This window comes from Bacillus sp. FAU20 (assembly GCF_056033865.1).
This window is the reverse complement of record NZ_JBVYHY010000021.1, coordinates 364,903-390,794: the sequence shown is the minus strand read 5'-3', so window position 1 is coordinate 390,794 and position 25,892 is coordinate 364,903. Positions and strand designations below refer to the sequence as shown.

The following is a 25,892-nucleotide window of genomic DNA, read 5'->3' as shown; positions in this document are numbered from 1 at the left end:
CACTATGAAATTATGTGAAAACGTAACAGAATTAATAGGAGATACACCTGTCGTCCGATTATCTAAATTTATTCCGGAAGACGCAGCGGACGTGTATGTGAAACTAGAAATGTTTAATCCATCACGTAGTGTGAAAGACCGTGCTGCTTATAATTTACTTCACGTTGCAGAAGAAAATGGTCTCATTAAACCAGGGGATACAATTATTGAACCGACAAGTGGGAATACAGGAATTGGTTTAGCGATGAACGCAGCAGCTAAAGGGTATAAAGCGATTTTAATTATGCCAGACAATATGTCAAAAGAGCGTATTAATTTATTGAAAGCATACGGGGCAGAAGTAGTTTTAACACCAGCAGAACAAAGAATGCCAGGAGCAATTGCGAAGGCGTTAGAACTGCAAAAACAAATACCGAATAGTTTTATCCCGCAACAATTTGAAAATCCAGCTAATCCGAATATTCACCGTTATACGACTGCACTTGAAATTTACGAACAAATGGATGGAGAGCTTGATGCTTTTGTTGCAACGGCAGGAACAGGTGGAACGATTACAGGGACTGGTGAAACGTTAAAAGAGAAATTACCAAACTTATATATTGCAGTAGTGGAACCGAAAGGATCTCCCGTTTTATCAGGTGGTGTACCAGGTCCTCATAAACTAGTAGGAACAAGCCCAGGATTTATTCCGAAAAACTTAAATACAGAAGTGTATAACGAAATTATTCAAATTGCAGACGAAGAGGCTTTAACGACAATGAGAAATTTAGCTAGACAAGAAGGATTATTAGTTGGGCCATCTTCTGGAGCATCTGTTTACGCTGCGATTATGATAGCGAAACGTCTAGGCGTTGGTAAAAAAGTTTTATGTATTGCGCCTGATACAGGTGAACGTTATTTGAGCATGAGGTTATTTGAATAAAAAAGGATAGAAACACCTTAATAGTGAATAGCTGCTATTAAGGTGTTTGGTTTATGGAATGAAGAGGGGGAGAAGAACAATGAAACTATTAAAACCAATCCATGAATATAGTGAGCATATTACGGCGTATAGACAGGCATTTTTACAATCAGGGGAACAACCACATGGAAGTAGTTCTTTACAAAACTTTGATTCTCTTGATGAATGGTTTGAAAAAGTGAGTAAACAAGAACTAGGAGAAAATATACTAGCTAATCGAGTGCCATCTAGCCAGTTTTTAAGTTTTGAAAAAAGGGAACTTATAGGTTTTGTGAATATTAGACATAGATTAAATCCAGAATTATTACGGGAAAGCGGTCATATTGGATATAGTGTCCATCCAAATAAACGTCGCCACGGTTACGCTACGAAACAACTAAAGCTTGCATTAGCTGAAGCACAAAAATTAGGATTACAGAAAGTGTTAATAACTTGCGATAAATCCAATATCGGTTCTGCTAAAACGATTCAAAAGGTTGGCGGTGTGTTAGAAAATGAAGTAGTTTCTTCTCGTACTGGTGAAGTTATTCAGCGCTATTGGATAGAAATATGATGTAGTAGGAATTTGAAAAGGTAATGCAAGCTGTAAAATCGAAATAGATAAATGAAATATAAGGGATTACTGCAATTTTAGGGGGAAATGAAATGGGATTAAAAGAGAAAGCGATAGAGATGTCAGAGATTTATAGGAAAAATCCGAAAGTGGAAGCTATTATTTTAGCGGGTTCAGTAGCTAGAAAACTTGAAGATGAACATTCAGATATAGAATTACATATTTTATGGTCAACACCGCCGGAAGATGAGGATCGTAGGGCCCCTATTTATCATATTGATGGGAAAATATTATCGTATCATCCGTATGAGGAAGAAGAATGGTCGGAAACGTATTTAACGAAAGAGGGAATTAAATTAGAGATTAGTAACTTTTTAACAGAGACAGTAGAGAAAGTGATTTCGGATGTGGTGGATCAATATGATATAAGTTATGAAAAACAATGTATTGTATCATCTGTTCATGATGGTGTTAGTTTGTATGGAGAAGGGAAAGTGAATGAATTAAAAGATAGAGTAGCGGCATATCCAGATGAACTAGCAAAACGGATGATTTCAGAAAATCTATGGTTAAGTAATCGTTGGCACAATCGAAAGGCGCTTTTAAAACGGAAAGATTGGCTTATGCTTTATGACGTTATTTGTGAAGTACAAAGGAATGTATTTGGTGTTTTATTTGGTTTGAATAAAATGTACGTGCATCATCCAGCGTTTAAATGGATGCCTAATAATGTGGAACGAATGACTATTAAACCTGAAAAATTATATAAACGTATGGCAGATATATTAATAGGGAGTCCAGAAAATAGTGTGCAGGAGTTAGAGTTGCTAATAGAAGAAGTATTGCAACAAGTTCATACATACGCGCTAGGAGTAAATGTGGATGAGCAAGAAAAATCTATTTTTTATTTTGTGAAATAGAAAATAGTAATAAGGGGGAAGTTATGGGGTTTTTTAATAGGTTTTTTAAAAAAGTTGAAAAAGTGAATGAGCAAGAGGCCACTCTTCATGAATTAAGTGAAGAATTGTATGTTGAATCACCGGTAGAGGAAGCGACTAGTTACTGGGTATCAATGGCACAAAATATAATTATTAATGCTGTAAAAGCAGCTGACAATGATGTGGAACGTGCCTTCGTATTATTGAATTTGAAGAAAGGTGAGGCTTCATTTGATATTTTTTATCAAATAAACGGACAATTGTATTTCTGGGATCAGCTAGAAAATGGGACGATAAAAAATAGAATTCAGAACGAGTTGTTACCGCAAGCTCCAGAAGTTTCAAATGCAGTAAATGAGCAATTTCGTGAAGCTGATCACCCTATAATTTCGTTCGCACAATTGCAGTTTGAATGGGAAACGAAAGCCTGGTTCTCACATATAATTTGGGAAGATAACCTTGCTGCTCAATTGCCAAAAACTCAAATTTTAAATGAATGGTTTCGTGTAATTAAAGAAGAAACGAAAAATAGACCACTGGATAGTGATGCGGAATTTTCTTGGTATCCATCAAACTCTTAAAAACTAATACAGATAGAGATAGGTTATGTTTCTAGATGATTTTTCTTCTGGAATAAGTATCAATAATACGTAATTCTTTTTCTATTGCCTGTTAGAATTCGTTATGTACTAATCTACTTGTTTTCTAAACTAAAACTTATATTTCGAATTTTTAAATAGATTGTAATACATAAAAATTCAAAATATAAGTTGACACTATTTTTAATGTGTGATAAAAATGATAGTAATCAATTCGGAAAATAATATTTGGGCAACGAAAGGGTATAGTAGTGAATATCTCCCTATTTCAGAGAGCTGATGGTTGGTGTGAATCAGTATATAGATTATTCATGAAGTTCGTCCTGGAGCATCTTTCATAAATCTCGCATTATGAGGAAATGAAAGACGGTAGTTTATACCGTTATCAAATAAAGTGGTGAAGATTTTTTCACAACTAGGGTGGTACCGCGATATTTATCGTCCCTACGTATTTACGTAGGGACGTTTTTTATTTAGGTCCTAACTTTGGTGTGGCTTCATAACTAGGGTGGTACCGCGATATTTTATCGTCCCTACGTTTTTGCGTAGGGGTGTTTTTATTTAGGTGGTTTCTTAGTGTTCTTCACAACTAGGGTGGTACCGCGATATTTTTGTCGTCCCTACGTATTTACGTAGGGGCGTTTTTTTATTATTAGGGAGGAAGTGAACGTATTAGAAAAGAGTATTGATAGAACAATATAAATACCGAATTGTAACAAAAAAGAAGAGATAGAGAGGAGATTAATAAATGAATTCACAGCAATGGACATCGAAATTAGGTTTCGTATTAGCTGCAGCAGGTTCGGCAATTGGTCTTGGGGCGATTTGGAAATTCCCATATATGGCCGGCATTGGAGGAGGCGGAGCATTCTTCCTAATTTTCATCGGTTTCACATTATTAATTGGTTTACCGCTATTATTAGCTGAATTTGTTATTGGAAGAAGTACACAAAAAGAGGCTGTTGATGCATATAGAGAGATTGCTCCTAAAACGTTATGGCCTTGGTTAGGTAAATTAGGAATTGTAACATGTTTCATATTACTTTCTTTCTACAGTGTTGTAGGAGGCTGGATTTTATTATATTTATGGAATGCAATTACAGGTAGACTATGGGAAGGAAATGGAGCATACGAAGCTACGTTTGGTGAAATCATTTCCAATCCATATTTAGCAGTTGGATCACAGCTATTATTCATCCTTATTACTATTTTTATCGTAAGTAAAGGTGTACAAAATGGTGTTGAAAAAGTAAATAAATATTTCATGCCAGCACTATTTGCTTTATTCTTTGTATTAATAGTTCGTGCACTTACGTTAGATGGTGCCGGAGAAGGCGTTCGTTTCTTCTTACAACCTGATTTCTCACATGTAACATCAGAAGTTATTTTATACGCAATGGGGCAATCGTTCTTCTCGTTATCTGTCGGGGTAGCCGTTATGGTAACGTATAGCTCGTATTTACCGAAAGAAGAAAGCTTACCACGTTCAGCATTTTCTATCGTAGCATTAACTCTTGTTATTACATTACTTGCAGGACTTGCAATTTTCCCAGTTGTGTTCGCATTCGGAATGGAACCATCTCAAGGACCGGGACTATTATTTATCGTATTGCCAGCTATTTTCAGTAAAATGGCATTTGGAAAATTATTCTTCATCGTTTTCTTATTACTATTCTTCTTCGCTACGATTACATCAGCAATTTCGATGTTAGAAATTAGTGTTGCGTCGTTAACATCAAAAGGTAAAGGGAAACGTGAAAAAATGGCCTTAATCGTAGGGTTATTAATCTTCGTTGTTGGGGTACCATCAGCATTATCATTCGGTATATTAAGTGATCTGAAGATTTTCGGAAAGACAGTCTTTGATTTAGCGGACTATGCAGTAAGTAACGTATTAATGCCACTTGGTGTATTATTAGTTTCTATCTTTGTTCCTTTGAAAATGAAGAAAGATGTATTAATGAAAGAGCTAGGTGTAAGTAAAAATAAAGGTTATAAACTATTCGTATTATGGTTATTCTTACTTCGGTATATCGCACCAATTGCGATTATTATCGTATTCTTAAATGTACTTGGCATTATATAAAAAGAAAGGTAGCGTATCATACAAAGATACGCTACCTTTTTATTTTGCTCTTTTTTGCAATTCATTTACTGTTACGAACTGATAGCCCTTCTTAGATAAAGAATCTAAAATACCTTCAATCGTTTGTAAATTTTCATTAGACTCATCATACATAGAATGCAATAAAATGATAGAACCTGGTTTTACATTTTTATTAACATATTCAATTTTATCAGCCGTAGATTTATAAAAAGTATCGGGCTCAAGATCCCATATAATCGTTTCGATATTATTTTTATTTAAATAATAGGGTAGTCCAATTAATTTTTTCCCGTTAGGAGGCCTAAAATCAATTTCGTCTGTAAATCCTGTTTGGCGGATTAATGAATTCGTTTTTTCTATTTCACCTTTAATGAAAGAAGGTGTTTTGAAAACCATTCTATTATGAGAATATGTATGGTTTCCAAGTTGGTGCCCAGATTGCGCGATAGCTTCTCCTAACGATAAATTTTTCTCTAATTCATTTCCAATTAAAAAGAAAGTAGCTTTAGCGTTGTATTTATCTAGTAGCGGTAATATTTGTTTTACATTGTTAGTAGGGCCATCATCAAAAGTTAAAGCAATCACTTTTTCATTTGTTTCTACGCGTTGTGTTAAATCTCCAAATAATTGAAAGCTTCTTGCGTTCATCAATTTGTATGTTCCAAATAATGCCGTGATAATAAAGAATAGTGTAACGGTTGTAATGATAATTTTTTTCCTCATAATGTAACCTCACAATGATTTTTGATTCAATTAAAAAGTATTATATCAAATTAAGTAATTTCACGCTTTAAAAAGGATGTGGATGCAAGGGGAAGGGATTTATCATATAATAAAATGCAAAAGGTATATTAGGAGGTGTTTAAATGGCGATTACAATTCAATTGCCAGACACTGCAACGTCTCATGCAAAGCCAAGTATGGAAATGGCGATACTTTGCGTGAGGTAGACAAGTAATATACAATCGCCTAAATGAGCTCGTATCATTTTTTATATTTGGCTTTGCACCTTATTGAAATGAACCATAAAAAATAAGGGGCGAGCAGAAATGAAATACGTTAAAGCCGCGACGGTTTTACCAGAAAGTTTAATTACTGAAATTCAAAAGTATATACAAGGTGAAACAATTTATATTCCGAAACAAGAAACGAAACATTATAAATGGGGTACACGATCTGGCGGAAGAAAACAACTAGATGAAAGAAATAAAGCGATTAAAGAAGCGTTTAAAAGTGGGATTGCTATTCATCAACTTGCAGAAGAATATTTTCTTTCTGGGGAAACGATTAAAAAGATTGTATATTCTAAATGAGCATAAAAGAGTCTAGTTCAAATATTATTTTGAACTAGACTCTTTTTGCTTTGTATGTATTGGATATATAGGGTGTGAATGGGCATGATAATAGAAAAAATGAATCGCAATAGTATTGTATAGAAATGTGAATAGGAATAAAAACTTTATATTTCATATTACAGAAAGGTGAACATATATGAATCATCTTGGACAAATAACGATAGAACTTTTTGTTGGTTTTTTTGTTTTATTAATTGCTACTAAAATATTAGGGAAAACACAAATATCACAGCTAACCCCTTTTGATTTTATTTCTGCGATTGTAATCGGAGAACTAGTTGGAAACACTGTATATGATCCTGAGGTGAGAGTATGGTCTATTTTATACGCTGTTTTTGTATGGGTAATATTAATTTACGCAATAGAAGCAATAACACAAAAATTTAGAAGGACAAGAAAGTTCTTTGAAGGATACCCTTCTATTATCATTCGTAATGGGCATATTGATAGAGAACAATTAAAATCAAATCATTTGGATATTAACCAATTACAACAAATGTTAAGACAACAAAAAGATATATTTTCAATCCGAGAAGTTGAATATATGATATTGGAACCTAATGGAAACATAAGCGTTCTGAAAAAAAGTAAATACGAATCTCCTACTATAAATGATTTAAGTTTAAAACATAAGCCTGTATACTTACCAATTTCATTAATTAGTGATGGGAAAGTAGTTAAGGATAATTTGAGGGAAGCAGGATTTGATGAAGGGTGGCTTTATAAACAAATAAAGCAAAAAGGAATTACTAAATTTGAAGACGTATTATATGCGGAATGGAAAGCAGATGATGGCTTCTTTTGTCAGGAAATGCAGCGGTAGAGAATAAGTGATATATGTAATGTTTGTTTCTAAGTTATCTTTTACATATCAAAAAACGTAATCATTGTATACAATAAAACTAGATCAACAATTTGTATGGAGTGATAAAGATGGAAGCGTTTATTAGAAGTGATCAATATAATTTTATAAAATCACAAGCTTATATTTTAGCAAACGGGCATGCAACCGCAAATGATAGAGGTGTAATTCAAGCGTTAAAATCGCTTGCGATTGAAAAGATAATACATGTATTTGAGAATTTAACGGATGAACAGAAAGAGTTAATTGATACGGTATTAACAGTTCAAAATAGAGAAGATGCAGAATCATTTTTAATGAAAATAAATCCGTATGTAATTCCGTTTCAAGAAGTTACAGCACAAACATTAAAAAAATTGTTTCCTAAAGCGAAAAAGTTAAAACTTCCTGATATGGAAGAAATAGATATGAAAGAAATATCTTATTTAAGCTGGATTGATAAGGGATCAAGCAGGAAATTTATTATAGCGAAAAATGATAAAAATAAATTTGTTGGTCTGCAAGGAACGTTCCAAAGTTTAAATAAAAAAAGCATTTGTTCGTTATGTCATGGACATGAAGAAGTTGGGATGTTTTTAGTTGAAATTAAAGGCGATGTACCAGGAACTTTCGTAAAAAAAGGAAACTATATTTGCAAAGATGGTGTAGCTTGTAATCAGAACATGAAATCACTTGATAAATTACAGGATTTTATTGAGCGATTAAAGAAATAAAATGGAAGACCTCTAGTACTTAAACTGGAGGTTTTTATTTTTTGAAGAAGTAGATTAAAAATTTAACTGTACTATGATTATTAGAGGATAATTAGTTCAATAGATAAACGGAAATCAAAAACGAAACCTTATAACCGTATCTCCCAATCAGTTTTAGAACGATTATTTGAAAAACTGAATCACTTACGTCACAACTTCAATGAAACAAAAACCTATATGTTATTATTTTCCGTAACACTAATGTCATATTATAAGATAAGATTTTCGAACATTTAATAGGGAGGCGTTTCTATTGAAAATCAGTGAGCTGTCTAAAAAGACAGGTGCAAGTATCCGATCCATAAGGCATTATGAGAAAAAAAATCTAATTACCGCTGTACGCCTTGAAAATGGTTATCGCGAGTTCGATGAATCCGCCATCAAACGTATTCGAATTATTCAACTTTATTTAGGTTTGGGGCTGACAACGGGACAAATTGAGGAAATATTGAAATGCGAGGATAATGGTCCGGAAGACTATGAATTTTGTGAAGAAATGCTGGAAACTTATCAAGTGAAGCTGGATCAAATTAACAGACAAATCAGTGTATTGGACGGTGTAAAGCATCGGTTGGAAAAACAAATCATGCAAATGACGGATAAAAGAAGAATGAGAAATGGAAATTCTCTTAGTTGAAACAACGAAATAATTGAAGATCCCGTCCGCGATTATGGCGGAATCCGGGATCTTTACAGAAGACTATGATGTTATGCAGACGGTTTCTTTAGCAGTTCGGTCAAGCGAGAGAATCCGTCGGTTCCGTAGCCCTCGTTGATGGCCTGCTGGGTTACGGCCATTGCAGCACTCAGAACGCTGACGTCGAGGCCGTGGTGCTGAGCAGCATGGATGATGTGCTCCATTCCTGCCGAGGCCGAGATGATATTGGACTTGTCACCAGGGTAGTGACCCGAGTCTACTTCATTTGCTAAATAAGCCATGATGTCGGGCAAGATGCCTATGATACCCTGGGCATAAACAGCGAACTCCTTTGCCGGAATATTCTCGGCAGTGGCAAGGGCGAGAGCGTGAGCGTAACCGCTCATGGATGTCCAAAAGAGATCGAGCAGGGCCACATCATATGCCGCTGCCCGGCCAGGGTCCGCCCCAAGATAAGAAGTAGTGCCACCCAAGCTTGCCAAGGTCGGTTGGTGGGCCTTAAAGATGGATTCTGGTCCACTATACAGGACGGAAGCCGCAGGCGTCCCGATGGTTGGAGTAGGGGTCATAATCGCCCCATCGAGGTAATCGACTCCGTGTTGGGCAGCCCATGTGGCCATTTCACGGGCACGTTTGGGCGAGTCGGCAGTGAGGTTCACCAGTGTCCGTCCCTTCAGGGCATCTCCCGCAGGGGCAAGGACTTCACGGACGATATTGTAGTCCAGAACACAAATGATCACCAGGGGACTTGCAGAGACCGCGGCGATAACTGAATTCGAAAGAATCGCCCCCTGAGAAACAAGATAATCGGCTTTTTCGGCAGTTCGGTTCCATAATGTCGTAGGATGGCCGTTCATCAGGAATGTACCAGCCAGCGCCTGGCCCATCGGACCCAAGCCAATAACTGTAACAGGTGAACGGTTCGGGTTCTCCATCATAGATACATCTGTATTTGATACTTGACTGATATTTTGTTCTTTCTCACTTTGGTCATTTTTCTTCAATGAAAATGCCTCCTTTCAGATGTTCAAACTTAATTCTAAAGTATGACACCAGTGTCACAGTCAACAAAAATATTTTGGTTATAATATTTCAACAAACCAGTTATAAGTAATCTATTATTCCATTAAAGGGCGAGATTGCGGAAAAAGTAGTGAAAAGTGATACATATTATCGATGACTAATATGTATCACTCTTTATTATTTATGACTTTTTACGATTTAGGTCTTGATAATGAAATAAAGTTTGATAAAAGATATACTTTGAAATAGTTGCTTATTTTGAAGGAGGTAAATATGAATTACATTTCACCGGAAGAAGAAATGTTAAAAGCGAAACGGTGGTCTAAAGATACGATAGCAGCGGGTTGTGGTCATACCGTTGCTCTTAAATTAGATTGGTAGTGGGTAAATAATAAACTTGGTCAATGTGATGTAAGCAGCTGGAAAGATATTATGGCAATAGCAGCTGGTACGAATCATACAATCGGACTTAAATCAGACGGTACCGTGGTGGCAGTCGGGTGGAATGAGTATGGTCAATGTAATGTAAGCGATTGGCGTAATATTGTAGCGATAGCGGCTGGTTGTGCGCATACGGTCGGTCTAAAATTAGATGGCACCGTGGTAGCAGTAGGTGATAATACATACGGTCAATGCGATGTAGGTAGTTGGCGCAACATCCGATTGCCTGGCAAATAGTTAATGTACAACAAATCATTAGTAATATTATTCTATTTTAGGAGTAATTATGGAATAGAACATGTACATAAGAATCCCTTTTCAAAAGGGGGGGTATTCTTTTCTGTAAAATGAAGGTCTAAATGGGATTTTCAAATAAATTTTATTTCAAAGCTACAGCAAAAGAGATAAATAAGACATAGGAGAGCTGAAGAAATACTTAAAAAGTTTTTGCTTTCTTTACCGGATGTTTTACTTGTATGCATTGTTATCTACATAACATACACAACTACTCTTAGTTTTGTACAGATGTTAATAATTTCAATTGCAATCGGAATCATTTGTGGTCTTGTTATAAGGATTGGTAAGGATGTATTTATGTATATAAGGTGGACAATGAAACAGAGGAAATCTTGAATACGTTGTATTGCTATTAGGAGGAGATGAAATGACTAAGAAAAAGAGTAGAGTGAAAAATGAAGTAGCGCTTTGGGCATTAACAGCGGTTGTTCTCATCATTGTATGGTACTTTTATCAAAAATAAAAACGCATCGTACTAAAAAAGCACGATGCGTTTTTATTATTTTTTTTGCCAATTTTCTTTTATAAAGTCTTCACGGCCAGATTCTTTTTGCTCAGTAGCATATTTCTCTGGGTTCTTTTTATAGAAATGTTGATGGTATTCTTCAGCCTCATAAAAAGGTGCAGACGGGCGAATTGCAGTTACGATTGGATCTTTAAACATACCGCTTTCTGCAAGAGATTGTTTTGATTTTTCAGCAAGCTCTTTTTGTGTTTCAGTATGATAAAAAATAGCAGTGCGATAAGATGGACCACGGTCAAAGAATTGTCCGCCATCATCAGTTGGATCGATTTGTGGCCAATATAAGTCTAGTAATTTCTGATAAGGAAAAATAGAAGGATCGAATGTAATTTGAACAACTTCTAAATGTCCAGATGTTCCAGCTTTTACTTGTTCATATGTTGGATTTTCTACATGACCTCCTGCATAGCCAGAAAGTACTTTATGAATACCAGGAAGTTCATCAAATGGTTTTACCATGCACCAAAAGCAACCGCCTGCGAAGGTTGCGAGTTCGTATGTTTTTTCGGACATTGCTGTAATCCTCCTAAATGTATATGTTTTATATAGTATTATATAAATTGTTTTATTGCGCAATAAAAAAGATTTGAAAATATATGTTTTTTATAAACAAGATCCTCCGCTCACATCAATTAATTGTCCAGTAACCCAGCGGCTGTCTGGAGAAGCAAGAAATGCAGCAGTATCGGCAATGTCTTCTACTTCACCTAAGCGATTGAAAGCGGAAATAGTAGTAGCGTACTGCTTCATCATTGGGTCGCTCAAGAGTTCTGCATTCATATCTGTTTTAATAAATCCTGGAAGTATTGCATTCACCGTTATTCCTCGTGCTCCAAGCTGTTTTGCTAGTGTAAAAGTCAGTGTATTAATAGCGCCTTTCGTCATACTATATGCAACAAAATCAGGTAAAGAAATGCGGGTGGCAGCGGATGAAATATTAATAATTCGGCTATTGTCACGTAAACGTGGTAGTGCTAGTTGAATGATAAAGAATGGAGCTTTTGCATTTACTGAAACCATTCTATCAAAAAATTGTTCAGTCGTTTCTTCAATAAAAGCACCAGGACCAATGCCAGCATTGTTTATTAAAATATCAAATTGTGTTTCACCAGTGCACTTTTGTAATTCAGTATCTAAAGCGTTATAAAGGTTTTCTACACCGTGTAAGGATTCTAGATTTGCGCCGATAGAAAAAGCTTGGCCACCATCTGATCGAATTTCATGAACAGTTTCTTCAGCGTCATCTTTTCGATTACCGTAATGAACAGCAACCAATGCACCGTCATTTGCTAAACGTTTAGCGATCGCTCGTCCAATTCCTCGGCTTGCTCCTGTAACTAACGCTACTTTCCCTTTTAACATAGTTTCCTCATCTCCTCATAAACTTTATAAGTTTTTCTTTATGTAGTAATGCAAACATACTTAAGTAATATATGAGTGTATGTAAGTAATGCATTCCAATTTTGATTTGAGAAAAAATAAATAGAATGAATTTTGATTTTTTCGAAAAAACATGTTGACAACGAAAAGAACAACGTCCTATAATACGTGTAACAAATAAAAGTTAATTAAGAATTTTCTAACTTTATATGTTGTATATGCAAAGAAGAGGAAAGTAGATGATTATGATCGTTTCAGAGAGCTACTCCAAGGCTGTGAGGGTAGTAACAATCGAATCATTGAAGATCACCTCGGAGCATCGCTTGCGAAAGGGAAACTGAGTAGAGGGCGGCGGCATCGTCTCCGGTAAAAGGACGGAGGTCTGATTGGACCTACAAAGCTTATATTTCGTGAGAAGTATAAGGAAGCTGAGTGGTAACGCGAAACTCTCGCCTCAGCAATCAAAGCTACTAAATTGTAGTAGTTGATTGCTGAGGCGAGAGTTTTTATTTTTTAAAATAGAAGAAGAGAATGCGTAGAAGAGGAGAGTAAATGATAAAGATTGTTTCAGAGAGCTGCCCCGAGGCTGTGAGGGTGGTAACGATTCACTCATTGAAAATCACCTTGGAGCACTACTTTTGAAAACTAGTAAAAAGTAGCGGGGTTGTTCCCGATAGAAAAACAAAAGTCTAATTGGACTTGCAGAGCTTATATTTCGTGAGAAGTATAAGGAAGCTGAGTGGTACCACGATTCCCTCGTCTCAGCAATGGATCGCTACAAGTATGTATGTAATCGATTGTTGAGACGAGTATATTTTTAAGATTTATATACTGAATATTCTGTTAAAAATACTCATCTCAGCAATCGATGTAGAAATAGGTTGCAAAAATAGAGAAAAAAAGAGGAGCGATGTGAGATGGGAAACCAGTACATTTACATGAATGGGGAATTTGTAGAAAAAGAAAAGGCAGTTGTTTCAGTTTATGATCACGGTTTTTTATACGGAGACGGTGTATTTGAAGGGATTCGTAGTTACGGAGGAAATGTATTTTGTTTAAAAGAACATGTGAAACGATTATATGAATCAGCGAAATCTATTTTACTAACAATTCCAATGACGGTAGAAGAAATGGAAGAAGCGGTTTTACATACACTCCAAAAAAATGAATATGCTGATGCTTACATTCGCTTAATTGTCTCAAGAGGAAAAGGTGACTTAGGGCTCGATCCGAGAAGTTGTGTGAAGCCGAGCGTAATTATTATTGCAGAACAATTAAATTTATTCCCACAAGAATTTTATGATAATGGGTTAAGTGTTGTATCTGTTGCATCAAGACGTAATACGCCAGACGCGTTAGATCCACGTATTAAGTCAATGAATTATTTAAATAACGTACTTGTAAAAATTGAAGCGGCACAAGCAGGAGTGTTAGAGGCTCTTATGTTAAATCAACAAGGATATGTTTGTGAAGGTTCTGGCGATAATGTTTTCGTTGTGAAAGATGGAAAAGTATTAACCCCGCCATCCTATTTAGGAGCATTAGAAGGTATTACGAGAAATAGTGTTATCGAGCTATGTGAACGACTGAGTATTCCGTGTGAGGAAAGACCATTCACTCGCCATGATGTATATGTAGCGGATGAAGTATTTTTAACAGGAACAGCAGCGGAGTTAATTCCAGTTGTAAAAGTTGATTCGAGAGAAATTGGAGATGGGAAACCAGGAAATGTAACGAAACAATTGACTGAAGAATTTAAAAAATTAACGAGAGAAAGAGGAGTACGTGTTCCCGGGCTGACGGAAAGCTTAGCATAAATAAGGAGAGGAGTTAATTGAAATGAAGCAGCAGTATACAGCGTATGAGAAGTTACAGTATGAAGAAATGACAGGCGCTGGGCACGTGATTCAATGTTTAAAGAAATTAGGTGTAACGACCATTTTCGGCTATCCAGGCGGAGCGATTTTACCAGTATACGATGCGTTATACGAAAGTGGTTTGAAACATGTTTTAACTCGTCATGAACAAGCTGCCATTCATGCGGCTGAAGGATATGCGAGAGCTTCTGGAAAAGTCGGGGTAGTCTTTGCTACCTCTGGTCCAGGGGCGACAAATTTAGTTACGGGCTTAGCAGACGCTTATATGGATTCGATTCCTTTAGTTGTCATTACCGGCCAAGTTGCAACGCCTTTAATTGGTAAAGATGGATTTCAAGAAGCGGATGTTGTCGGAATTACAGTACCTGTTACGAAGCATAATTACCAAGTTCGTGATGTAAATCATGTATCACAAGTTATGCAAGAAGCTTTTTACATCGCCAAAAGCGGACGACCGGGACCAGTATTAATCGATATTCCAAAAGATGTTCAAAATGCAAAAGTCACCAGTTTCTTTAATGAAGAAGTTGATATTCCGGGGTACAAACCAGAACTTGTACCAGACAGCATGAAACTTAGAGAGGTAGCTAAAGCAATTTCAAAATCAAAGCGTCCACTTCTTTATATTGGAGGAGGTGTCATTCATTCAGGTGGATCCGATGAACTCTTCGGATTCGCAAGGGAGAACCGTATTCCAGTCGTTTCAACTTTAATGGGACTTGGTGCATATCCACCGGGGGATCCATTGTTTCTAGGGATGCTTGGTATGCATGGGACATACGCTGCTAATATGGCGGTAACAGAATGTGATTTACTACTTGCATTAGGTGTTCGCTTCGATGATCGTGTAACAGGAAAATTAGAACTTTTTTCTCCACACTCGAAAAAAGTACATATTGATATTGATCCTTCTGAGTTTCATAAAAATGTAACTGTAGAGCATCCGATTGTTGGTGATGTGAAAAAAGCGTTACACATGTTGTTACATATGTCTATTTATACACAAACAGACGAATGGCTTCAGAAAGTAAAGACATGGAAAGAAGAATATCCACTTTCTTATAAGCAAAAAGAATCTGAGTTAAAACCACAGCATGTGATCAACTTAGTAAGTGAATTAACGAATGGTGAAGCGATTGTCACAACAGAAGTAGGACAGCATCAAATGTGGGCTGCTCACTTCTATAAAGCAAGAAAACCTCGGACGTTCCTTACTTCTGGAGGATTAGGTACGATGGGGTTTGGGTTTCCAGCAGCAATTGGTGCTCAGTTAGCTAAAAAAGAAGAACTTGTCATTTGTATTGCAGGTGACGCTTCTTTTCAAATGAACATTCAAGAACTACAAACAATTGCTGAAAATAACATCCCTGTAAAAGTATTTATTATAAATAACAAATTTTTAGGGATGGTAAGGCAATGGCAAGAAATGTTTTATGAAAATCGTTTATCAGAATCAAAAATTGGATCGCCAGATTTTGTGAAAGTAGCAGAAGCTTATGGAGTGAAGGGATTAAGAGCAACAAATTCAACCGAGGCGAAACAAGTGATGTTAGAAGCTTTTGCTTATGAAGGTCCTGTCGTAGTTGATTTTTGTGTAGAAGAAGGTGAAAACGTATTTCCGATGGTTCCGCCAAACAAAGGGAATAACGAAATGATTATGAAGAGGTGGGAAGAATGAGTCATACTTTTTCACTCGTTATTCATAACGAGCCAAGTGTCTTATTACGTATAAGTGGGGTTTTTGCTCGGCGTGGTTATTATATTTCTTCTTTACACTTAAATGAAAGAGATACTAGTGGTGTTTCTGAAATGAAACTCACAGCAGTTTGTACTGAAAATGAAGCGACATTACTTGTTAGTCAGTTGAAAAAATTAATTGATGTTCTGCAAGTAAATAAATTATAAGGAGTGTATGGAATATGAAAACGTATTATGAGAAAGATGCAAATGTAGAGTTATTACAAGGGAAAACTGTTGCAGTAGTTGGCTATGGATCACAAGGTCATGCGCAAGCACAAAATTTACGTGATTCTGGTGTAGAAGTTGTAGTTGGTGTTCGTCCTGGTAAGTCGTATGAAGTAGCGAAAGCGGATGGGTTTGAAGTAATGTCTGTTTCAGAAGCGGTTCGAACCGCACAAGTTGTACAAATGTTATTGCCAGATGAACAGCAAGCTCATGTGTATAAAGCAGAGGTAGAAGAGAATCTTCGTGAAGGACAAATGTTACTTTTCTCACATGGATTTAACATTCACTTCGGACAAATTAATCCGCCAAGTTATGTAGATGTAGCGATGGTTGCGCCAAAAAGTCCAGGTCATCTCGTTCGCCGTGTATTTCAAGAAGGAAATGGTGTTCCGGCATTAGTCGCAGTACATCAGGATGCAACGGGAACAGCATTACATGTAGCACTTGCGTATGCAAAAGGTGTAGGGTGTACACGTGCGGGTGTAATTGAAACGACATTCCAAGAAGAAACTGAAACGGATTTATTCGGTGAGCAAGCTGTACTTTGCGGCGGGGTAACTGCACTTGTGAAGGCCGGGTTCGAAACGTTAACGGAAGGTGGATATCGTCCTGAAATTGCATACTTTGAATGTTTGCATGAATTAAAGCTAATTGTTGACTTAATGTACGAAGGTGGATTAACGACTATGCGCCATTCTATTTCAGATACGGCAGAGTTTGGAGATTATGTAACAGGATCGAGAATTGTTACAGATGAAACGAAGAAAGAAATGAAGCGTGTTTTGACAGAAATTCAGCAAGGTGAATTTGCGAAGAAATGGATTTTAGAAAATCAAGCAGGGCGTCCGACGTATAACGCAATGAAAAAAGCAGAACAAAATCATCAATTAGAAAAAGTGGGAGTAGAGCTTCGTGAAATGATGAGCTGGATTCATGCACCGAAAGAATTAGTAAGGAAATAGAGTAAGAGAGTATAAATGAAAAATATGTAAGAGGGGATTTGACAAGATGAGAAGTGACATGATTAAAAAAGGTTTTGATAAAGCGCCGCACCGTAGTTTATTAAAAGCAACTGGTTTGAAAGATGAAGATTTTGATAAACCTTTCATAGCGATTTGTAATTCTTTTATTGAAATTATTCCAGGGCATAAGCACTTGAACGAGTTTGGGAAACTTGTAAAAGAGGCAGTTCGCGCGGCAGGTATGGTACCATTCGAATTCAATACAATTGGAGTTGACGATGGTATTGCGATGGGACATATCGGTATGCGTTATTCTCTTCCGAGTCGTGAAATTATTGCAGATTCAGTAGAAACGGTTGTAAATGCACACTGGTTTGACGGCATGATTTGTATCCCAAACTGTGACAAAATTACACCTGGTATGATGATGGCTGCACTACGTATTAACATTCCGACTGTGTTTGTTTCAGGCGGCCCGATGGCAGCAGGAAAAACATCTAAAGGAGAAGTTGTTGATTTAAGTTCCGTTTTTGAAGGAGTAGGAGCTTATCAATCTGGGAAAATTTCAGAAGAAGAATTAAAAGATATTGAAGATCATGGCTGTCCATCTTGTGGCTCTTGTTCGGGTATGTTTACCGCGAACTCTATGAATTGTTTATGTGAAGTGTTAGGTTTAGCTCTTCCTGGTAACGGGAGTATTTTAGCAATTGATCCAAGACGTGAAGAGTTAATTAAACAAGCAGCAGAGAAATTGAAAATTTTAATTGAAAGAGATATTAAGCCGCGTGATATTGTAACAGAAGAAGCGATTGACGATGCTTTTGCACTTGATATGGCGATGGGTGGATCAACGAATACAGTATTACATACGCTAGCACTCGCACAAGAGGCAGGACTAGATTATGATATGAATCGTATTGATGCAGTTTCAAGACGTGTACCTCATTTATGTAAAGTAAGTCCAGCCTCAAATTGGCATATGGAAGATATTGATCGTGCGGGCGGGATTAGTGCAATTTTGAAAGAGATGAGCCGAAAAGAGGGAGTACTTCATTTAGATCGTATTACTGCTACTGGGCAAACATTAAGAGAAAATATTGCTGAGGCAGAGATTAAAGATAAGGAAGTTATTCACTCTCTTGAAAACCCTCATAGTGAGGAAGGAGGATTGCGTATATTAAAAGGAAACCTTGCGAAAGATGGAGCTGTTATTAAAAGCGGTGCAACAGAGGTAAAGCGTTTTGAAGGACCTTGCGTTATTTTTAATTCACAAGATGAGGCACTTGCTGGCATTATGCTTGGGAAAGTGAAAAAAGGAGATGTAGTTGTCATTCGTTATGAAGGACCAAGAGGTGGCCCTGGTATGCCAGAAATGTTAGCACCAACGTCAGCGATTGCTGGTATGGGATTAGGTGCAGATGTTGCGCTATTAACGGATGGTCGTTTCTCGGGTGCTTCACGTGGTATTTCAGTAGGGCATATTTCACCAGAAGCAGCTGCGGGCGGAACGATTGCGCTTCTTGAACAAGGGGATATCGTTTGTATCGATGTTGAGGAAAGATTGTTAGAAGTAAGAGTGAGTGATGAAGAATTAAATAAGCGTAAAAAAGAGTGGAAAAGACCAGAACCGAAAGTGAAAACTGGCTGGCTTGGACGTTATGCACAAATGGTAACATCGGCGAATACAGGTGCAGTTCTAAAAATCCCGGATTTTGATTGAGCCAATTTAAAAAAGATAAGGATGATATATAATGGTGCAGAAGGTAAAGGAGAGAGTGAAAATTGAAGAGATCTTAATGGCACATAATTGCATGAAAGATATCATTATTAAAACACCGTTACAACGTGATACAGTTTTATCTGAGAAATATGATTGTGACGTTTATGTAAAACGAGAAGACTTACAATTGATTCGCTCTTTCAAAATTCGTGGTGCGTACAATTTAATTCAAAGTTTATCGGAAGAACAATTACAAAACGGCGTTGTTTGTGCAAGTGCTGGTAATCATGCACAAGGAGTTGCTTATACGTGCAATTTATTGAAGATTCCGTCAAAGATATTTATGCCGACAACGACACCTAAACAAAAAGTATCGCAAGTACAGTTTTTTGGTGGCGATTTTGCGGAAATTGTATTAGTTGGTGATACATTTGATAGTTCGTTCCAAGAAGCACAGCGCTATTGTGAAGAAAATAGGATGACGTTCGTTCATCCATTTGATGATCCGTATGTAGTTGCTGGTCAAGGAACAGTGGCAGTTGAAATTATGCATGATATGGAGAAACCAGTGGATTATATCTTTACAGCAATTGGTGGTGGTGGATTAGCATCAGGTGTTGGTACATATGTAAAAGGTGTTAGTCCTGCTACAAAAGTCATTGGTGTAGAGCCGATGGGAGCTGCCTCTATGAAAGAGGCCTTTCTTCAAAATGAAAATGTCGCATTAGAGAAAATAGATAGTTTTGTTGATGGGGCAGCTGTTAAAAAGGTCGGAAAGTTAACATTTGAAACTTGTAAAGATGTAATTGATGACATTGTTTTAGTACCAGAGGGAAAAGTTTGTACGACGATTTTAGAACTGTATAAGAAAAATGCAATTGTAGCTGAACCGGCTGGTGCCCTATCTATTGCAGCGCTTGATTTATATAGAGATGAAATAAAAGGTAAAACAGTTGTATGTACGCTAAGTGGTGGAAATAACGATATTGATAGAATGCAAGAAATAAAAGAACGTTCGCTCATTTACGAAGGATTAAAACATTACTTCATCATTGAATTCCCGCAGCGTTCAGGTGCGCTAAGAGAATTTCTTGATAAAGGATTAGGACCAGAAGATGATATTACGCGCTTTGAATACATTAAGAAACATAATAAAGAAAATGGTCCAGCGTTAGTCGGCGTAGAGTTGAAACATAAAGAGGATTATGAGCAATTAATTACTCGTTTTAAAGAAAATAACATTCAATTTATGGAGCTTAATAAAAACCCTGTTTTGTTTGATTTACTTATTTAATAGAAGGAAAGAGTTAGCATCCAAATAAAAAAAGATAGATACAAGCAAGGGAAATGCTGCTTGTTCTATCTTTTTTATAGTTAAACTAATTATTTTCCATATTCAAGAAGGATAAAGCTAGTTAACCAAAAGAGTATCGCAATACGAATGATTACATACATAGTAAATTCAAAGGTAGTAAGTTTTCGCTCGCGTTTTATTTTTTTTAGAAGTCTAACAGAGAAAAATGAACATAAAAGTAGAACGGCTATAGATATTTTATAAATGTTTTCTAACAAACTTACATTTTCTAATAAGTTTTTCAGCATGTTCATCACCTATTCTGTAAAGTATGTTACAGAAAAATAGATCTTGCGTTGTCTAGTTTCGTTTGTTTTTTATGTTCCCTGTATCATCAATTTCTACATCAGTTGAAATCGTTTGTAAATATTGTAGAGCTTTTTTCTTTTCTTCCTTATTTACAGGGGAGATTTGGTTGTTGCGAATGATGTAAGGATTGAATGACATTTGAACATCCTTTCCTTTAAAAGTTAAAGTTAATACGCCAGTTTCGGCGCTTTTCCCGCTCACGTAACTTGGGAATAAAAAGTTACCTAATGAGTAAGCGATAGGAACTTTGTTATAATACTCAAACCCTTGTAACCAATGTGGGTGACTCCCGACAATCGCGTCGGCTCCTGCGTCAACCATTTTAGGTACATATTGTTTTTGGTATTCTACCGGACGGTTTGATTTTTCAACGCCCCAATGCATATAGACGATTAAATAGTCTGCATCTTGTTTTTGTTCTTTAATTGTTTTTGTTACAAGATTTAAATCATAGCCATTCGCAACGCCAGGTTTATTCTCACCAGCTACCCAATTAGAATCAGGCATAAATCGAACGAAGGAAAGAAATTTAAACTTTTTCCCTTTTACGGTCATTTCTCGTGCTGTATATGCATCTTTCGCATTTTTTCCGGCTCCAATGTAAGGGAGCTTTAATTTTTCTACGTGAGAAATCGTATCTAATAATCCATCTTGCCCATAATCAAGTGTGTGGTTATTCCCAATATTTACGATGTCATATCCAGTGTTTTTAATGGCTTGTAGTGTAGATGGATCACTTTTAATCCAAAACAGTTGCCCAGGTGCTTTCTTTTCTTTCGCTGTAAATGCCGACTCTAAATTCACAAAAGAAATATCAGCTTTTTTTATTTCTTCTTTTACATGTTGGAATGGGTAATCAGCCCCATTCTTTTCGATTATAGGACGTAATTGCCAATCAAACATTGTATCACCAGAGAAGGTGAGTGTGATTTCTTGGTCTTCTATTTTCTTTTCGCTTTTTGAAGCGGTTTTACTAGATTTGTTTTGTAAATCGGGTTTGTCTTTTGCTTTTGAAATAAAAGAGTAATTGATTAATAAAACAATCGGTGTAATGAAAAAGGCTATTAACAAAAATCGTTTTAGTAAAGTTTTCATATATCCCTTCCCTTTTAATATTATCCCGCAATTAAATTAAAACTGAATCTATATAAAGGTAATTAAAGTTACAAAAAAAATAGCGGGTTATGTAGTGGAAAACATTTGTTAATATTCTCAATATTAAGTTAACATATAGGTAACCTGTAAATCAATGTATAAACCAAAATATAGAAATAAAGAATTCGAAGGGTGAAGAATGAGAAATGGTTATATTAGGAGCAGTTGTAAATGGAATTTGTATTATATTTGGTACTTTACTTGGTAAATTATTTAGTAGGATCCCAGAAAGTATGAAAGGGACGATAATGCACGCAATTGGTTTAGCGGTTACTGTGCTTGGGCTTCAAATGGCATTAAAAAGTGAAAACTTTCTTGTTGTCATACTGAGTTTAGTGATTGGTACGGTAATTGGAGAATGGTTACAATTAGAAGAAAAGTTAAAACATTTAGGGTATTGGCTAGAAAATAAAGTTGGATTGAAGGGAAAAGGCAGCATATCAGAAGGTTTTGTAACAGCTACTTTAATTTTTGCAATTGGTGCGATGGGGATACTTGGTGCACTTGACAGTGGGATTCGCGGAAATCATGATATTTTATTTACAAAGGCGATTATCGATGGATTTATTTCTATTATATTAACGACAACTCTAGGCATTGGCGTAGTATTTTCGGCGATTCCAGTTGTTTTATATGAAGGTGGTATTGCAGTTTTTGCAACACAAATTAATAGTTTTGTCCCGGAAGAATTAATGAACCAATTTATAGTGGAGATGACGGCTGCGGGCGGCATTATGATATCTGCTATCGGATTAAACTTACTCGGATTTATTAAAATTAAAGTGGCAAATTTACTTCCAGGTATATTGGTAGTGGGTGTAATTGTTTCAATTATTTATGGTTACAGTTTAATAGTAAAGTAGTAGGGGATGGAAATACATATGGAGGAATTTCAATTTACAAAACGTGTGCATAAAATATTGGAGATTGCAGCAGAAGAGAGTGAGTATAACATAATTCACCCGGTCCACCTGTTTATAGGTATGTGTAAAGAAGGTACAGGAGTTTGTGCTGAGTTATATATGTATTTGTTTCATAAAGTCGGTCGAGATTTTTCAGAAAAACTTTCGTTACGAAAACGATTCGATTTACATAATCAAGAGTATAAAAAAATAGGGCAATATAAGCTATCTTATAAGGCGATAGAAATTTTACAAATAGCGAAGAAACGTATGGAACGCTTTCAGCAAGTAGTAATCAATGAAGGACATATTATGTATGCATTATTTCGTGTAGATACAGATATTGGCGAATTTATACATACACAAATGCAAGAAGATATATTACGTATTACAGCTGCACCAAGAGACTTAGCGGTTGATTTAAATAGTTTTAAACCTACTTATAACACATTATTTTGTCATGTAAGAAGAGCTAGACCTTCTGATTTTGATAAGTTATCACGATTTGTGGCGGATGAATTTGGTGAACGGTGGTTACAGTCGGTTGATTACGGATTTCGGACATATAATGAAAAGTTACCTATCTATATTGCACAGCAGGGGGAAGTGATAATTGGTTTCGCCTGTTACGATGTAGTGAGAGGAAAGAAAGGATTATTTGGTCCAATGGGCGTAGCGAAACAAAATCGTGTGACAGGTGTAGGAAAAGAATTATTGCATCATTGTTTATATAATATGAAACAAAATGGATATGAATATGCGATTATTGGACAAGCGGGTCCCATTGAGTTTTACGAGAGAAATTGTAATGCTCGTTTAATACCGATAGATAATAAGTAACCAACTTCATCTAGGGAAGTTGGTTTTATTATGAAAATGATGTAGAGATGTAGTGATTTTTACTAGAAAATAGCGGGTTTTGTAGTAAATCTTACGAGTAAAGCAGATTACTAAACTTTTTACAAGAAAGGGTGTAGAATGGGTATCTAAAGAAAGAAGGTGTGAAAATGGCCAGCTGGAAACGAAATTTAATGATTTGTTGGCTAGGTTGTTTTACCACTGCAGCCGGTATGAGTTTAGTAATTCCTTTCTTATCTTTTTATATTGAGGAATTAGGAGTAACTGGCACTTCAAGTATTGCACAGTGGTCGGGACTTGCATTTGGTGTAACATTTTTAATGGGTGCGATCGTATCGCCAATATGGGGAAAGCTTGGTGATATACATGGACGGAAATTGATGCTTATTCGTGCTAGCCTCGGTATGGCGGTTATTATGACGCTTATGGGGTTTGTAACGGATGTGTATCAACTAGTCGCACTACGATTTTTAATGGGAGCAGTATCTGGTTTCCTTTCAACAGCGATGACATTTATTGCAGCAGAAACTCCGAAAGAACATTCAGGTTGGGCGATTTCCACAATTTCAACTGGTGGTGTGAGCGGTTCGTTACTTGGCCCGTTACTTGGAGGTTATTTGTCTGAATTAATTGGAATGCGTCATGTCTTTCTTGTTACAGGAGCTTTTTTATTCCTTTCCTTTCTCATCGTTTTTTTCTTCCTGCATGAAGAAAATCACTCTGCTCAAGCAAAAAAAACACAGCCGAAAAAAGTATGGACGATGGTCCCAGCGAAGCATTTAATTATTAGTTTGTTTGTTACAACATTTATTATTCAACTTGCTAATATGTCAGTTCAACCAATTGTTACATTGTACGTGAAAAATTTAGTAGGTCCTCATACTGCACATATTGAGACAATTGCGGGAGCAGTTATGTCAGCAACAGGATTAGCAGTTATTTTAGCAGCACCAAGACTAGGAAGATTATCAGATCATATCGGTCCTCAAAAAACGTTAGTTGTAGCGTTGTTTGCTGCAGGAATTATTTTTATCCCGCAAGCATTTGTAACCTCAGCTTGGCAACTATTAATTCTTCGATTTTTATTAGGTATCGCACAAGCAGGATTATTACCTTCCGTACAAACTCTACTAAAACAACATACACCAACCCATGTTACGGGACGAATATTTGGATATAATCAATCATTTCAGTTTTTAGGAAATATGATTGGTCCAGTGCTCGGGGGACAAATTGCAGCGCATGCAGGTTTCCAATATGTTTTCCTCTCTACATCATCACTATTATTTATTGCATGTATCTGGGTTTATTTTCATAATAAGAACGAAGAGGTATCAGAGAAACGACATTTGGAAGTTAGTTAACTAAGTGAATGAAAAAAGGATGAAGCAATGATTGCTTCATCCTTTTCTTTAAAATTTAAGACATAGATAGCTTAATGTACCAAGCTCATAACTACGGTGAATGACTTCACCGCTGTTCTCGCCACTTCCCATTGCAATAAACAAAGGAACAAAATGCTCTGCTCTTGGTACTGCTAATTGTGCATGAGGAGCATTTTTCTCCCAATTAAACAATGCATCTTTATCGTTATTCTGCATATGTTTAATAATCCAATCATCAAATTCAATTGCCCATTTTTCAGGTGTAGTTTGATTCCATTTCAGTGCTCGTAAATTATGAACGGTAACGCCACTACCGATTACTAAAATATCTTCTTGTCCAAGTCCTTTAAATGCTTCTCCAATTTCAAATTGTTCTTTTGCAGAAAGGAATGGATTTACTGATATTTGCACGACAGGAATATTTGCTTCTGGATACATGCGGTGCAGAAGTGTCCATGAACCATGATCTAAACCTCTCGTCATATTATGATGGACTGGAATACCTTTGTTCTTAAATTTTGTTTCTAACATAGATGCAATGCTAGAAGAGCCTTTCGCACGATATTTGATTTCGTATAACTCAGGGGGAAAACCTCCAAAATCATAAATTGTTTCATACTCGTTATCTGATGAGGAAATCGTTAATACTTCACTTTCCCAGTGAGCAGTGAAAATAACAATTGCTTTCGGTTTATATGTTTCTCCAAGTGTTTTTAAAAATCGTGTATAGTCTGTATCTTGAATAGCGAGCATAGGCGAACCATGTGCTAAAAATAGTGATGGCATCATAATAGAAACCTCCCAAAAATATAACAATTACTTTATATAAGTAACTATATAATTTTACGGATGGTTCGTCAACATATTAATTTAAGAGCTAATTAGAAAAGTGAGTCATTTGTCATAATGAAGGCAATTGCATATAATACATAGTAAGAATAATGAATGGATATTCA

General features: G+C 36.3%; 26 protein-coding genes, 1 pseudogene and 2 other annotated features. Of the genes and pseudogenes, 20 read left to right on the top strand and 7 right to left on the bottom strand.

Going from position 1 to position 25,892, the window contains the following annotated elements; genetic code table 11:
• Positions 1-4: 4 nt before the first annotated feature.
• The 5 genes from cysK (at position 5) to AC0OM3_RS15725 (ending at position 5,137) form a co-directional block, all read left to right on the top strand.
• On the top strand, positions 5-922 hold the full coding sequence (cysK, locus tag AC0OM3_RS15745; RefSeq protein ID WP_474212338.1) for a cysteine synthase A: 918 nt from the start codon (positions 5-7) through the stop codon (positions 920-922).
• 79 nt (positions 923-1,001) lie between these two features.
• Complete coding sequence (locus AC0OM3_RS15740; protein ID WP_000771275.1) at positions 1,002-1,514, top strand: GNAT family N-acetyltransferase; 513 nt, start codon at positions 1,002-1,004, stop codon at positions 1,512-1,514.
• Between the two features lie 92 nt (positions 1,515-1,606).
• Positions 1,607-2,434, top strand: coding sequence for a DUF4037 domain-containing protein (locus tag AC0OM3_RS15735; RefSeq protein WP_046945416.1), 828 nt, complete (start codon positions 1,607-1,609; stop codon positions 2,432-2,434).
• 23 nt (positions 2,435-2,457) lie between these two features.
• Complete coding sequence (locus AC0OM3_RS15730) at positions 2,458-3,033, top strand: hypothetical protein (RefSeq protein WP_000505540.1); 576 nt, start codon at positions 2,458-2,460, stop codon at positions 3,031-3,033.
• A 244-nt stretch (positions 3,034-3,277) separates the two neighbouring features.
• Positions 3,278-3,500: a binding site (T-box leader), on the top strand.
• Positions 3,501-3,799: 299 nt separating this feature from the next.
• Complete coding sequence (locus AC0OM3_RS15725; protein WP_474212336.1) at positions 3,800-5,137, top strand: sodium-dependent transporter; 1,338 nt, start codon at positions 3,800-3,802, stop codon at positions 5,135-5,137.
• 39 nt (positions 5,138-5,176) lie between these two features.
• Here the strand turns inward: AC0OM3_RS15725 and AC0OM3_RS15720 are convergent, their stop codons facing one another.
• Positions 5,177-5,881 carry a polysaccharide deacetylase family protein gene (locus AC0OM3_RS15720; protein ID WP_001227583.1) on the bottom strand — a complete coding sequence of 235 codons (705 nt, stop codon included), beginning with the start codon at positions 5,879-5,881 and terminating at the stop codon, positions 5,177-5,179.
• A 326-nt stretch (positions 5,882-6,207) separates the two neighbouring features.
• On the opposite strand from AC0OM3_RS15720, the gene AC0OM3_RS15715 reads away from it, so the two are divergent.
• The 4 genes from AC0OM3_RS15715 to AC0OM3_RS15700 all read left to right on the top strand — a co-directional run bounded on the left by AC0OM3_RS15715 (position 6,208) and on the right by AC0OM3_RS15700 (position 8,764).
• Positions 6,208-6,471 carry a CD3324 family protein gene (locus tag AC0OM3_RS15715; RefSeq protein ID WP_000878308.1) on the top strand — a complete coding sequence of 88 codons (264 nt, stop codon included), beginning with the start codon at positions 6,208-6,210 and terminating at the stop codon, positions 6,469-6,471.
• Positions 6,472-6,649: 178 nt separating this feature from the next.
• Complete coding sequence (locus AC0OM3_RS15710) at positions 6,650-7,336, top strand: DUF421 domain-containing protein (RefSeq protein ID WP_001015963.1); 687 nt, start codon at positions 6,650-6,652, stop codon at positions 7,334-7,336.
• Positions 7,337-7,446: 110 nt separating this feature from the next.
• Complete coding sequence (locus AC0OM3_RS15705; RefSeq protein ID WP_000387065.1) at positions 7,447-8,088, top strand: FusB/FusC family EF-G-binding protein; 642 nt, start codon at positions 7,447-7,449, stop codon at positions 8,086-8,088.
• Positions 8,089-8,380: 292 nt separating this feature from the next.
• Positions 8,381-8,764 carry a MerR family transcriptional regulator gene (locus tag AC0OM3_RS15700; RefSeq protein ID WP_268502759.1) on the top strand — a complete coding sequence of 128 codons (384 nt, stop codon included), beginning with the start codon at positions 8,381-8,383 and terminating at the stop codon, positions 8,762-8,764.
• 71 nt (positions 8,765-8,835) lie between these two features.
• Here AC0OM3_RS15700 and AC0OM3_RS15695 read toward each other — a convergent pair whose 3' ends face one another.
• Complete coding sequence (locus AC0OM3_RS15695) at positions 8,836-9,720, bottom strand: NAD(P)-dependent oxidoreductase (protein WP_050552471.1); 885 nt, start codon at positions 9,718-9,720, stop codon at positions 8,836-8,838.
• A gap of 475 nt (positions 9,721-10,195) precedes the next feature.
• Between AC0OM3_RS15695 and AC0OM3_RS15690 the strand changes: the two are divergent.
• Positions 10,196-10,486, top strand: a pseudogene (locus AC0OM3_RS15690) (chromosome condensation regulator); the annotation flags it as partial.
• A gap of 195 nt (positions 10,487-10,681) precedes the next feature.
• The gene (locus AC0OM3_RS15685) at positions 10,682-10,882 is read left to right on the top strand and encodes a hypothetical protein (protein WP_033672568.1); all 201 of its coding nucleotides are present in this window, start codon (positions 10,682-10,684) and stop codon (positions 10,880-10,882) included.
• 163 nt (positions 10,883-11,045) lie between these two features.
• Here the strand turns inward: AC0OM3_RS15685 and msrA are convergent, their stop codons facing one another.
• Both msrA and AC0OM3_RS15675 read right to left on the bottom strand, forming a co-directional pair.
• Positions 11,046-11,582 carry a peptide-methionine (S)-S-oxide reductase MsrA gene (gene msrA / locus AC0OM3_RS15680; RefSeq protein WP_001291891.1) on the bottom strand — a complete coding sequence of 179 codons (537 nt, stop codon included), beginning with the start codon at positions 11,580-11,582 and terminating at the stop codon, positions 11,046-11,048.
• Between the two features lie 90 nt (positions 11,583-11,672).
• Entirely contained in the window at positions 11,673-12,431 is a 759-nt protein-coding gene (locus tag AC0OM3_RS15675; protein WP_000911806.1) for an SDR family oxidoreductase, read from the bottom strand.
• A 545-nt stretch (positions 12,432-12,976) separates the two neighbouring features.
• Positions 12,977-13,216: a binding site (T-box leader), on the top strand.
• 150 nt (positions 13,217-13,366) lie between these two features.
• Here AC0OM3_RS15675 and ilvE point away from each other — a divergent pair.
• The 6 genes from ilvE to ilvA are packed head-to-tail and all read left to right on the top strand — an operon-like array spanning position 13,367 to position 20,267.
• The gene (gene ilvE, locus AC0OM3_RS15670) at positions 13,367-14,266 is read left to right on the top strand and encodes a branched-chain-amino-acid transaminase (RefSeq protein ID WP_046945413.1); all 900 of its coding nucleotides are present in this window, start codon (positions 13,367-13,369) and stop codon (positions 14,264-14,266) included.
• A gap of 22 nt (positions 14,267-14,288) precedes the next feature.
• Entirely contained in the window at positions 14,289-16,004 is a 1,716-nt protein-coding gene (ilvB, locus tag AC0OM3_RS15665; RefSeq protein ID WP_000813476.1) for an acetolactate synthase large subunit, read from the top strand.
• Positions 16,001-16,231: an ACT domain-containing protein gene (locus AC0OM3_RS15660; protein ID WP_002163928.1), complete on the top strand. Its 231-nt coding sequence runs from the start codon at positions 16,001-16,003 to the stop codon at positions 16,229-16,231. Before ilvB ends, AC0OM3_RS15660 begins: the two co-directional genes overlap by 4 nt.
• A 14-nt stretch (positions 16,232-16,245) precedes the next feature.
• Positions 16,246-17,253 (top strand): ketol-acid reductoisomerase, encoded by a 1,008-nt coding sequence (gene ilvC / locus AC0OM3_RS15655; protein WP_000861145.1) that lies wholly within the window; start codon positions 16,246-16,248, stop codon positions 17,251-17,253.
• 46 nt (positions 17,254-17,299) lie between these two features.
• Complete coding sequence (gene ilvD, locus AC0OM3_RS15650; RefSeq protein ID WP_001255812.1) at positions 17,300-18,973, top strand: dihydroxy-acid dehydratase; 1,674 nt, start codon at positions 17,300-17,302, stop codon at positions 18,971-18,973.
• Positions 18,974-19,004: 31 nt separating this feature from the next.
• On the top strand, positions 19,005-20,267 hold the full coding sequence (ilvA, locus tag AC0OM3_RS15645; RefSeq protein ID WP_000250358.1) for a threonine ammonia-lyase IlvA: 1,263 nt from the start codon (positions 19,005-19,007) through the stop codon (positions 20,265-20,267).
• Between the two features lie 89 nt (positions 20,268-20,356).
• Here ilvA and AC0OM3_RS15640 read toward each other — a convergent pair whose 3' ends face one another.
• A complete protein-coding gene (locus tag AC0OM3_RS15640; protein WP_000916801.1) occupies positions 20,357-20,575 on the bottom strand; it encodes a hypothetical protein in 219 nt (72 codons plus the stop codon).
• Between the two features lie 52 nt (positions 20,576-20,627).
• A complete protein-coding gene (locus AC0OM3_RS15635) occupies positions 20,628-21,731 on the bottom strand; it encodes a CapA family protein (protein WP_074594772.1) in 1,104 nt (367 codons plus the stop codon).
• Between the two features lie 206 nt (positions 21,732-21,937).
• Here AC0OM3_RS15635 and AC0OM3_RS15630 point away from each other — a divergent pair, with 206 nt between their 5' ends.
• The 3 genes from AC0OM3_RS15630 (at position 21,938) to AC0OM3_RS15620 (ending at position 24,915) form a co-directional block, all read left to right on the top strand.
• On the top strand, positions 21,938-22,654 hold the full coding sequence (locus AC0OM3_RS15630) for a DUF554 domain-containing protein (RefSeq protein WP_000236038.1): 717 nt from the start codon (positions 21,938-21,940) through the stop codon (positions 22,652-22,654).
• 18 nt (positions 22,655-22,672) lie between these two features.
• Positions 22,673-23,533 (top strand): GNAT family N-acetyltransferase, encoded by an 861-nt coding sequence (locus AC0OM3_RS15625; protein WP_000390848.1) that lies wholly within the window; start codon positions 22,673-22,675, stop codon positions 23,531-23,533.
• 167 nt (positions 23,534-23,700) lie between these two features.
• Positions 23,701-24,915: a multidrug efflux MFS transporter gene (locus AC0OM3_RS15620; RefSeq protein WP_000179321.1), complete on the top strand. Its 1,215-nt coding sequence runs from the start codon at positions 23,701-23,703 to the stop codon at positions 24,913-24,915.
• Between the two features lie 48 nt (positions 24,916-24,963).
• On the opposite strand, the gene AC0OM3_RS15615 is transcribed toward AC0OM3_RS15620, so the two are convergent.
• Complete coding sequence (locus AC0OM3_RS15615; RefSeq protein ID WP_000982905.1) at positions 24,964-25,725, bottom strand: DODA-type extradiol aromatic ring-opening family dioxygenase; 762 nt, start codon at positions 25,723-25,725, stop codon at positions 24,964-24,966.
• Positions 25,726-25,892 lie beyond the last annotated feature (167 nt).